Here is an 8,880-nt window from a genome sequence, read left to right as displayed (position 1 = left end):
GCAAGACCTGGGCCGATCTGGGCTTCCATTTCAACTGGGATGCAGCATGACGGGCGGCATCGCCAAGGCTGACAGCTCGCTGGCCGTGTTGCCCTTCGACCGGGCGGAATTCAGGAGACGGGTCAGCCGTGTTCTTGCGGAAATGGCTGATCGCGGCGCCGACCTGTTGCTTGTCGATCAGATCGACAGCCTGGCTTACCTGACGGGCTACGCCCACTCCGGTGCTCGCTACCAGGGTGCGCTGATCTCACTCTTGGGTGATGTGACCCTGCTGATCCGCTCGGCCGATCAGTTCGGGGCCCAGCGGCAGGCCACTGTGGACGCGTTTGTCACCTTTGACGATCACGAGGACGAAACCGCGCTCTTGGCGGGGCTCATCCGCGACAGCGGCACGAAAACGCTGGCCATCGAGACGGACAGCCATTTCCTGACCATCGAGCGATATGAGCGGGTCCAGGCAGTAAATCCCGGACTGAAATTCATCGACTTCGGAAAGGTGATCTGGGAACACCGCTTGATCAAGTCGCCGGCCGAGATCGAGGCGTTGCGCCGCGCCTGCGCGATAGCTGACGCCGCGATCCAGGCCGGAACCGACGCAATCGCCCTGGGCCGATCAGAACGCGAACCTGCCATCGCAACATACCGCAAGGCTATCAGCCTGGGAGCCGACAATGGTCGTGTGGCCGTTTTCGGATACGGCAGCACAGTCGCCAATATGCACGGCCGGCTGGGCGAGCGGATCATGCAGGCGGGCGAGCTCTACTTCATTGAGGCTGTTCCGCAGGTCTATGGCTATTCGGGGCGCATTGCCCGGCCGATGGCGGTTGGACACGTCTCTGATCGTCAACGCGCGATTGCGCAGCGGGTTGTCGAGATCCAGGACGAATTCATCGCCGCCATGGTTCCCGGCGCCATTTCGGGCGAGATTGACCGCGTCGCCCGCGAGACCATGCTTCGCGAAGGCCTGAAGAAGACCTACCCACAGGTTTCGGCCTACACGCTCGGCTATCACGCCGCGCCCCGCACGTCCGATCATACCCGCATCTTCATGCCCAACGAGACCTGGGCACTCGAGCCGAATATGGTTTTCCACGTCATCCACTATTGCGAGGGCATGCCCTTCAGCGAAACGGTCCTGGTCACGCAAAACGGGCCGCTGCGTCTCACTCAGGCCGCCAGGGAGATTGCCGTCAGATGAGCCAAATCGGACAGCGCGTTCTCGTCGTCGGCGGTTCCAGCGGCATGGGCGAGGCTGGCGTTCGCGCTCTTGCCGCCTGCGGCGCGCGCGTCGTTATGGCCGACAGGAAAAAAGCGCCGGACGATCTGGGCGCTGAGCGGGTTCTCGAAATCGACGTTGGCGACGACACGCGTATTTCCTCCGTGGTGAGCGAGGCCGGCGAAATCCTCGGCGGCCTGGATGCTGTCTGGAACAATGCCGGTGTTTGCCATGTCGGCACGCTCGAAAGCATGGAATTGGACGCTTTCGAGCTCAGCTTCGCGCTGAACGTTCGCGCCAATGCTCTACTGGCACGTGCCGCGCTTCCGCTGCTGCGTCAGGCCGGAGGCGGCAGCTTGCTTTTCACGGCATCGGCAGCGTCCATCATGGTCGCCAAGGGTTCGTTGCCATACATCGTCTCGAAGTCGGCATTGCTGACGATGACCCGGCAACTCGCCCTGGAATATGCCGGCGATAACATCCGGGTGAACGCTCTTTGCCCCGGTTGGGTGGACACGCCTTTCAACGCGCCAGCCTGGGAGATGTTTGGCGGAAGGGAATCTTTCCTCCAGAAGGTGCCGGAGCTCGTTCCCTTGCATCGCATGGGGACGGTCGAGGAATTCGGCGCCATCGTTCGCTTCATTCTCTCGGCCGATGCACGCTTCATGACCGGACAGGCGGTCGTGGTCGATGGCGGGGAGTCGTTGATAAAGGGCCCGACCCGCTGATGGGTGGATGGCCAGGCGCACATACGGGAAAATCAATGAGCGATATCGTCATCACCAACGCCACCCTGCTCGATCCACGGGACGCAACATTGCGTTCAGGCCAGCAGATCCGGATCGAGGGCCAAAAAATTGTTGAGGTCGCCGGCTCGGTTGGCGTGCCCCAGGGAGCGACCAGAATCGATGCCGGAGGTCGTGTCGTGATGCCCGGCCTTATCGATGCACATGTCCACGCGATGGCCTATGTCAACAACCAGGTGACGCTGGCCAACACCGCACCCTATCTCGTCGCGGCGCACGCCTCGAAGATCCTTGCCGACTACCTGCGACGGGGCTTTACTACCGTGCGCGATTCCGGCGGCGCGGATGCGGCACTTGCCGATGCTACACGCTTGAATCTATTTCCTGGCCCGCGCCTTTTCGTGCCAGGGCTGGCGCTGGCGGTCACCGGCGGATTGGGGGATTTCCGGGTTCGGACCGAACATGATCAAGGCTGCCCGCATTGTCGCAGTACGCGCAACATCAGCCGTGTCGTGGATGGCGTGGATGCAGTCCGCCGGGCAGTGCGCGAGGAGATCGCGGCCGGTGCTCATCAGATCAAGTTGATGGCCGGGGGAGGCAACTCCGGGAAATCCTCGATCTACTCGCCGCATTTCTCACTGGAAGAACAACGCGTCGCCGTGCAGGAGGCGGCCGATTTCGGCACATATGTGATGGCGCACTGTTATGGCGTTGATGTTATCCGCCGCGCGCTCGAGGCTGGGGTACGCACTATCGAGCACGCGAACCTGATAGACGAGGATACCGCGCGCCTGGTGGCCGACAAAAACGCCTACGTCGTGCCCACACTATCTACCTTCGAGGCCAGCATCTTCTACGCGGACCAACTGGGCACGCCCGCACATATCGTCGAACAGGTCAAGATGATGCTGCGCCGCGGCGTCGAAGCAGTAAAGATCTGCCGCGACGCCGGCGTCAAACTGGGATTTGGTACCGACCTGGAAGGCGTCATGCATCATTATCAACTGCATGAGTTCAAGATCCGCTCCGCGGTCGAATCGCCCGCCCAGACCTTGCATTCGGCTACAATCGTCAATGCCGAGATCGTGCGGCACGAGGGCAAGCTCGGAGAACTTATCCCGGGCGCCTTCGCCGACATCCTGATCGTCGACGGCAATCCGCTCGAAGACATTGGCGTCTTCGAGGAGGACGGCAGCGGCATCCGTGTCACGATCAAGGACGGCTACCTCCACAAACGTGAAATCTGAGCGGCCAATGGCGCTCATCGCGGTCGACCTGGCGGAACATCATGGGGGAACCGCCCAAGACACATGTCTCCTTCTCCCTCTTCGGCGCCCCTGTCTATTCCCGATGAAGCGAGGCTGCGCCTTCAACGCGGCCCGGTGATGATTGTCGATCTGAGGGCAATCAGGGCGAATTATCGACTTCTCGCGTCCAAAACCTGAGGAACGACGGCTGCCGTTGTGAAGGGCGACGGCTATGACGCGCAACCGGGTCTCACACTTGTTCGATTAACACGGTCTGACCTGTGGCGGCCGATTGCCCCACCGCCTTTGCCAACTTCACACTCCAAACGCCGTCCTCGCCCGTCGAGGAGGGCCGGCCTTTCCGTTGCATAGCGGCCATGAAATCGGAGACACCGCGGTCATACGTGACCTTGAGTTCAAGAGGTATGTCTTGCTCACCGTCGGATGTACTTAAAACAACGCGGCCACCAGGGGCCTGTGACATGACGTCGATGCCAAGAATGCTGCCGGCGGAGCCATGGATTTCGACGCCGCGCGGGCCATAACCGACGACAAAGCTGTCATGGCATTGCACCAAAATGTTGCCTGGAAATTCCCATACCGACATGACGCTGTCCTCGATGCCGCTCGCCCCTTCGCCAGACGAAGTCGCCAGTGCGGTGATCTTGGTGGGATTGCTCTCCAGATAGAATCTAAGGAGATCTGCATCGTGCACGGTGATGTCGTAAATAACCCCGGCGCCCGCAGCCTTCTCGAAAAGTCTCCAGGTCTTTAGGCTCTGGGGTAGCGATCCTGCGTGGAAAATGCGGATGGAGTTGATTTTTCCTATCGCTCCCTCGCGCAGAAGTCGCTTTATCGCTCGGTGACTCTCCATGTTGCGCAGATGGTGGTTCGTAGCGAGTACCACGCCTTTGCGTTCGGCTGCCTCAACGATCGATTGCGCGTCTTTCGGCTCCAAAGCGAGCGGTTTTTCACAAAGCACGTGCTTGCCGGCTTCTATGGCAGCCAGCGCCTGCGACAGGTGCTGGTCGTTCTTGGTGCTTATGTAGACCGCGTCGATTTCTCGATCGCTCAACATCGGCTCAAGCGAGTCATAGGCGTCAGGAATACCCATCTGGTCTGAGAAGGCTTGGGCGCGGCTCAAATCGCTGCTGACGGTAGCCTTAACCCTGCCCAGCGGATGCTTGCGTATGGAGTCGACCATCCACTCGCGTGCGATGGTGCTGGCGCCAATTAGGCCCCAGGAAACCACTTTCTCGTTCATTGCGATGCACTCCCCATTCCCTCCCGCAGGACTGCGGGATACTGATGTTTATGCGATAATTTGTCTGACTAAAGTGCTATTTGTCAACGTGCTGGCAAGTGGAAATGGCCGGTAGCCCCAGCCCGGTCGCGAATTTTCCCATGCAAAGACCGGCACTTAGCGCCGTTATGCCGGCGCATTGGTGCCTACCGGAGGCCGTGCGCAGGGCAGGCGTCTGATTTGAGATTGACATATATGTAATAAAAGCTAACGATAAGTCGGACATGAGAAGCCGGCGACCTGAGATGGGACTCTGAACGACAGGCAACGCGGCAGTGTCAGCGTCGGGGAACGGCTCACGTATTGTCAAGAAGAGGCAAAAGAAACGCCCAGAAGACCGCAAACAACAACCTTGTATAGCAACCGTAGTTTCATCAAGGGGAATGAGAAATGCTTAATCGGAATCTGGTTCTTGCGACGGCCTTGTTGCTGTCCGGTTCGACAACGATGGCGCTGGCGGGCGGGCCGAATGTGGAGGTTATGCACTACTGGACCAGTGGCAGCGAGGCGGCCGGACTGAATGTGCTCAAGAAGCTCCTCGAGGAGCGTGGCGTCACCTGGAGCGACTCGCCGGTGGCCGGCGGTACCGGGATGAACATGGTGCAGGTGCTGCGCGCCCGCATCGCATCCGATACCGCGCCAGCCGCAGCGCAGATGCACGCTCAGCAGGTCCAGGCCTGGGCATCCGAGGGCGTGCTAACCGATCTGACGGACCTCGCCAAGAAGGACGACTGGGCCAAGGTGATTGCTCCGGAACTTGTTCCTCTCATTTCCCATGACGGATCGTATGTCGCGGTTCCGGTGAACGTGCACCGTTCGAACTGGCTCTGGTACAACAAGAAAGTCTTCGATTCCGCCGGCCTGCAACCGCCGACGACCTGGGACGAATTCAACGAAGTTTCCGAAAAGCTTCTCGCCAAGGGCGTGACGCCGCTGGCCTTGGGTGGTCAGCCCTGGCAGGAGTTGGATCTCTTCGAGAATGCTGTTCTTGGCATTGGCGGCGCCGACTTCTACCGCAAGGCTGTCATCGACGAGGACGAAGCAGCGCTTCGCAGCGACACGATGGTCAAGGTCTTCGACCAGCTGCGTAAGATGAACAAATATATCGATTCCAATTATCCCGGCCGCGACTGGAACCTTGCTACCCAGATGGTGATCAAGGGCGAGGCTGGAATGCAGATCATGGGAGACTGGGCGAAAGGCGAGCTGTCGCTAGCCAACCTGCAGCCCAACGTCGACTACGGCTGTGTGCCCGCCCCGGGCACGAAGGGAAGTTACGTCTGGCTGACCGACAATTTCGGCTTCTTCAAGACAAAGGACAAGGACAAACAGGCAGGCCAGCTCGCCATGGCGTCGGCGATCCTGGACAAAGGGTTCCAGGAAGCCTTCAACATCAAGAAGGGCTCCATCCCTTCGCGGATCGACGTTTCCATGGATAAGTTCGACTTCTGCGGCAAGGCCGCCTTTGCGGATCGCGCAGAAGCCCAAAAGAGCCAGAAATCGCTGCCGTCACTGGCACATAATGCCGCGGCCGGCGCAACGAAAACGGGCGTCTTCACCGACGTCGTCTCAACGTTCTTCGAGACGCCCAGCGTGACCTCGCAGCAGGCTATCGACCAACTCGTAACCGGCCTTAAATCCGCGCAGTAGCGGAAAAGATCGAGGTCAGGCGACGATCGCAGCCGTCTAACGAAGCTGCGATCGTCGGCTTTTGCGAGACGAAAGGATTCCTGTGTCAACGACTTTCCCGGTCCTGCAAACCGCGAAGCGCGGGCAATGGCGTGAAGGCTCCGGCGTCAAGCTCTGGCTTGCCCGCAACGCGTCCCAACTGGCGTTGGCTCCATCGGTTGCTATCATCCTTCTGGCGGTCTACGGCTTCATGGTGTGGACGGGGGTAGTGTCGTTCACAGCATCCAAGATGCTCCCATCCTACGAATTTGTCGGCCTCGATCAGTACTGGCGCCTCTGGAGCAATCCAATATGGCGTATCGCGGTCGACAATATCTTCATTTTCGCGATCCTGTTCATTGCGATTGCATCGGTCATCGGGATGGCACTGGCGATCCTGGTCGATCAGAAGATCCGCGCCGAAGGCTTCTTTCGAACGATATACCTCTACCCGATGGCACTGTCGTTCATCGTGACGGGAACAGCCTGGAAGTGGATCCTCAATCCAGGCCTCGGCATCGAGCGAATGGTGCGGCTATGGGGCTGGGATAGCTTCCGGTTCGACTGGTTGGTGGACCCCCGGTTTGCGATCTACACGCTCGTCATGGCAGGGGTCTGGCAGTCGTCCGGATTCGTTATGGCCCTGTTCCTTGCGGCGCTCCGAGGAATTGACGAGGATATCACCAAGGCCGCGAGACTTGATGGGGCCGGCAGCTTTCAAATCTACCGGCGCATCATCATACCGCAGCTCGGGCCAGCCTTCTTGACCGTGTTCGTCATCCTGACGCAGCAGGCAGTGAAAAGCTTCGACTTGGTGGTGGCTCTAACCGCCGGGGGCCCTGGAAACAGCACGCACCTTCCCGCGACGTTCATGTACATGCAGACATTTGGTCGAGACCAGATGGCAGTGGGCGCGGCAAGTGCCATGATGATTTTCATGACTGTCACCGCGGTCGTGGCACCATACCTTTATTCCGACGTGAGGAAACAACGCGATGACGCATGACAGCATCGTTCTCGAAAGGGGAGGGCGCTATCATCTGCGGCGCGTATTCATCTATTGCTGCTTGATTTTCATCGCGGCTGTCTATCTGCTGCCGCTCGTGGTCGTGGTATTTACGTCTCTCAAGAATATCGACGAGATACGCAACGGCTCCTTGCTTTCGCTGCCGAAGGCGCCAACCCTGGAAGCTTGGCAGCAAGCCTGGTCCGACGCTTGCATTGGCCTTCAATGTTCAGGTTTGAAGGGCTTCTTTCTCAATTCAATGATCCTGATCGTCCCCGCTGTAGGTTTGTCAACCGCAATCGGAGCCATAAACGGTTTTGCGCTCACGCATTGGAAGTTTCGTGGCTCCAACGTTATTTTCGCCTTGCTCCTTTTTGGCGTATTCATTCCATTTCAGATAATCCTCATTCCAATGGCGCGTTCGCTCGGCGCGGTTGGCCTGGCGAATACTATGCCGGGGCTCATATTGGTTCACGTGGTATATGGGATCCCTTTCACAACGCTTTTCTTCAGGAACTATTTCGTCTCTCTGCCAGCCGAATTGGTTAAGGCCGCAAAGGTGGATGGCGCGGGTTTTTGTCAAACCTTCTTTAGGGTCATCCTGCCCATTTCAATCCCCTGTATCGTCGTCGCGGTGATCTGGCAGTTTACCAATATCTGGAATGACTTCCTCTTCGGCACAACATTTACATCCGGCGACAACGTTCCGGTGACCGTGGCTCTGAACAATATTGTCAACACGACCACCGGCGTGAAGCGCTACAACGTGGACATGGCGGCAGTCGTGCTGACCGCGCTGCCAACGATCGCCATCTACGTTCTAGCTGGGAAGTACTTCCTTCGCGGCCTGATGGCCGGTTCCGTGAAGGGGTAGGGAGAGCCGGCAAGTTTATTGGAATCCTGGCTCCTGGCGCGTCAGCAATGGCGCCCAGGTGGCACAATGGATCTGCGCGCCAGACGGATGAGCAACACATGGACGCTCCTACAACCTTGCAATTGCCACTAGGCTTCGCCCTTGAGGCCCACTGGGAATGTCATGCCTGGCTGATGTTCGCGATCTGGATCGTTCTGGTGCCCGGCATTGTTCTTCTCACCCGGTACGGCAAGCCGCCGCCCTCTCGCGAAGGCATACCGAAGGGAAGTCCTAAACTTGGTCGCAAGCTCTATTGGTTCACCGTTCATCGCCTGGGACTTTCCTTTCTCGCCTTCTGCAGCCTTTGTGGAGGGTCAATCGCCTTGCTGGCGAACGGAGGCTTGAGTGCCACGATCCACGCGGTATTTGGCATTACGACCGTCATTCTCGGCATCCTCCAGCTTGTGAGCGCGCGGCTTCGCGGGACCCATGGCGGCCCCGATGCATCCACCCAGAGCGGCATGACCGCGACCGTCGGTCGGGGCGATCATTATGATATGAGCCCACAACGCCGATGGTTCGAGGCCTACCATAAGATCGTCGGGTACTTCACGGTGGCCCTGGCGTTAGGCGCAGTCGTGACAGGCCTGTCGCAATACTGGATCTCTAGCCTAGCTGTCGGCCTCGGCCTCACCGTTATCATGTGGGTGGTGACTATGATCGTCCTGGAGGCAAAGGGATTCCACCACGATACATATCTGTCGAACTTCGGCACCGGAGCTCGTCACCCATTCAACAAGCTTCGCATCGATCAGTTGAATGGTGACTAGATACGCTGCTG

The 8,880-nt window shown here is 58.9% G+C and carries 8 protein-coding genes; 7 read left to right on the top strand and 1 reads right to left on the bottom strand.

The window, feature by feature from the left end; translation table 11 throughout:
- The 3 genes from EN745_RS02075 to EN745_RS02065 form a co-directional block, all read left to right on the top strand.
- On the top strand, nt 1–1,198 hold a 1,198-nt coding region (locus tag EN745_RS02075; protein ID WP_210213723.1), incomplete at its 5' end, for a Xaa-Pro peptidase family protein.
- Nucleotides 1,195–1,944 carry an SDR family oxidoreductase gene (locus EN745_RS02070; RefSeq protein WP_281034758.1) on the top strand — a complete coding sequence of 250 codons (750 nt, stop codon included), beginning with the start codon at nt 1,195–1,197 and terminating at the stop codon, nt 1,942–1,944. The genes EN745_RS02075 and EN745_RS02070, both read left to right, overlap by 4 nt.
- 35 nt (nt 1,945–1,979) lie before the next feature.
- Nucleotides 1,980–3,209, top strand: coding sequence for an amidohydrolase family protein (locus EN745_RS02065; protein ID WP_189362926.1), 1,230 nt, complete (start codon nt 1,980–1,982; stop codon nt 3,207–3,209).
- A gap of 250 nt (nt 3,210–3,459) precedes the next feature.
- Here EN745_RS02065 and EN745_RS02060 read toward each other — a convergent pair whose 3' ends face one another.
- Nucleotides 3,460–4,473 carry a Gfo/Idh/MocA family oxidoreductase gene (locus EN745_RS02060; protein WP_189362925.1) on the bottom strand — a complete coding sequence of 338 codons (1,014 nt, stop codon included), beginning with the start codon at nt 4,471–4,473 and terminating at the stop codon, nt 3,460–3,462.
- A 486-nt stretch (nt 4,474–4,959) separates the two neighbouring features.
- On the opposite strand from EN745_RS02060, the gene EN745_RS02055 reads away from it, so the two are divergent.
- The 4 genes from EN745_RS02055 (at nt 4,960) to EN745_RS02040 (ending at nt 8,869) form a co-directional block, all read left to right on the top strand.
- The gene (locus tag EN745_RS02055; protein WP_210213722.1) at nt 4,960–6,162 is read left to right on the top strand and encodes an ABC transporter substrate-binding protein; all 1,203 of its coding nucleotides are present in this window, start codon (nt 4,960–4,962) and stop codon (nt 6,160–6,162) included.
- Nucleotides 6,163–6,340: 178 nt separating this feature from the next.
- Nucleotides 6,341–7,186 (top strand): sugar ABC transporter permease, encoded by an 846-nt coding sequence (locus EN745_RS02050; protein ID WP_245482367.1) that lies wholly within the window; start codon nt 6,341–6,343, stop codon nt 7,184–7,186.
- Nucleotides 7,176–8,060 carry a carbohydrate ABC transporter permease gene (locus EN745_RS02045; protein ID WP_127420409.1) on the top strand — a complete coding sequence of 295 codons (885 nt, stop codon included), beginning with the start codon at nt 7,176–7,178 and terminating at the stop codon, nt 8,058–8,060. Before EN745_RS02050 ends, EN745_RS02045 begins: the two co-directional genes overlap by 11 nt.
- 98 nt (nt 8,061–8,158) lie before the next feature.
- A complete protein-coding gene (locus EN745_RS02040; protein WP_127420408.1) occupies nt 8,159–8,869 on the top strand; it encodes a cytochrome b561 domain-containing protein in 711 nt (236 codons plus the stop codon).
- The last annotated feature ends 11 nt before the right edge of the window (nt 8,870–8,880 follow it).

This window comes from Mesorhizobium sp. M4A.F.Ca.ET.022.05.2.1, assembly GCF_003998845.1.
In the GTDB taxonomy this organism is placed as follows: Bacteria; Pseudomonadota; Alphaproteobacteria; order Rhizobiales; family Rhizobiaceae; genus Mesorhizobium.
This window is presented reverse-complemented; position numbering and strand designations above follow the sequence as displayed.